Origin of the sequence: Polaromonas jejuensis NBRC 106434, assembly GCF_001598235.1 — a bacterium.
GTDB lineage: Bacteria > Pseudomonadota > Gammaproteobacteria > Burkholderiales > Burkholderiaceae_C > Polaromonas > Polaromonas jejuensis.
This window is the reverse complement of the sequence record NZ_BCYO01000077.1, coordinates 1-870: the sequence shown is the minus strand read 5'-3', so window position 1 is coordinate 870 and position 870 is coordinate 1. Positions and strand designations below refer to the sequence as shown.

Genomic DNA, 870 nt, shown 5'->3' with positions numbered 1-870 from the left:
AACGGCAAGGTGTTGGTGGCGGGGGGATTTAACGGTGTCTTTCTCTCCAGCGCGGAGCTCTACGATCCGGCCGCCAATAGCTGGAGCCCAGCGGGCAGCCTTGCCACGGCACGTAACACACATACGGCGACGCTGCTGCCCAACGGCAAGGTGTTGGTGGCGGGGGGAAATAACGGTGTCTTTCTCTCCAGCGCGGAGCTCTACGATCCGGTGACCAATAGCTGGAGCCCAGCGGGCAGCCTCGCCGCAGCACGTAACGCACACACGGCGACGCTGCTGCCCAACGGCAAGGTGCTGGTGGCGGGGGGATTTAACGGTGCCTCGCCTCTCCTTAGCGTTGAGCTTTACGATCCGGTAACCAATGGCTGGAGCCCAGCGGGCAGCCTCGCCGCAGCACGTCAGGAACACACCGCCACGCTACTGCTCAATGGCAAGGTGCTCGTGGCGGGGGGATTTAACAACGCCTCGCCTCTCCTTAGCGTTGAGCTTTACGATCCGGTAACCAATGGCTGGAGCCCAGCGGGCAGCCTCGCCACAGGACGTTGGCTACACACCGCGACGCGGCTCCCCAATGGCAAGGTGCTGGTGGCGGGGGGATTTGACACTGCCACCCTCTCTAGCGCGGAGCTCTACGATCCGGCGAGCGGTACCTGGACGGCTGTGGGCAGCCTCGCCACAAGACGTCAGGAACACACCGCCACGCTGCTCCCCAATGGCAAGGTGCTGGTGGCGGGGGGACTTATTAACGGTGGCTCTTCTCTCCTTAGCGCTGAGCTCTTCGATCCGGCAAGCAGCGGCTGGAGTTCGGCGGCCAGCCTTGTCACGGCACGCAACGCACACACCGCGACGCTGCTGCCCAACGGCAAGGTG

1 protein-coding gene is annotated in these 870 nt (G+C 64.0%); it reads left to right on the top strand.

Annotation, left to right across the window (positions count from 1 at the left end; translation table 11 throughout):
- Positions 1-870: Kelch repeat-containing protein (locus PJE01S_RS24175; RefSeq protein ID WP_281178645.1), on the top strand; the 870-nt coding region annotated here is incomplete at both ends.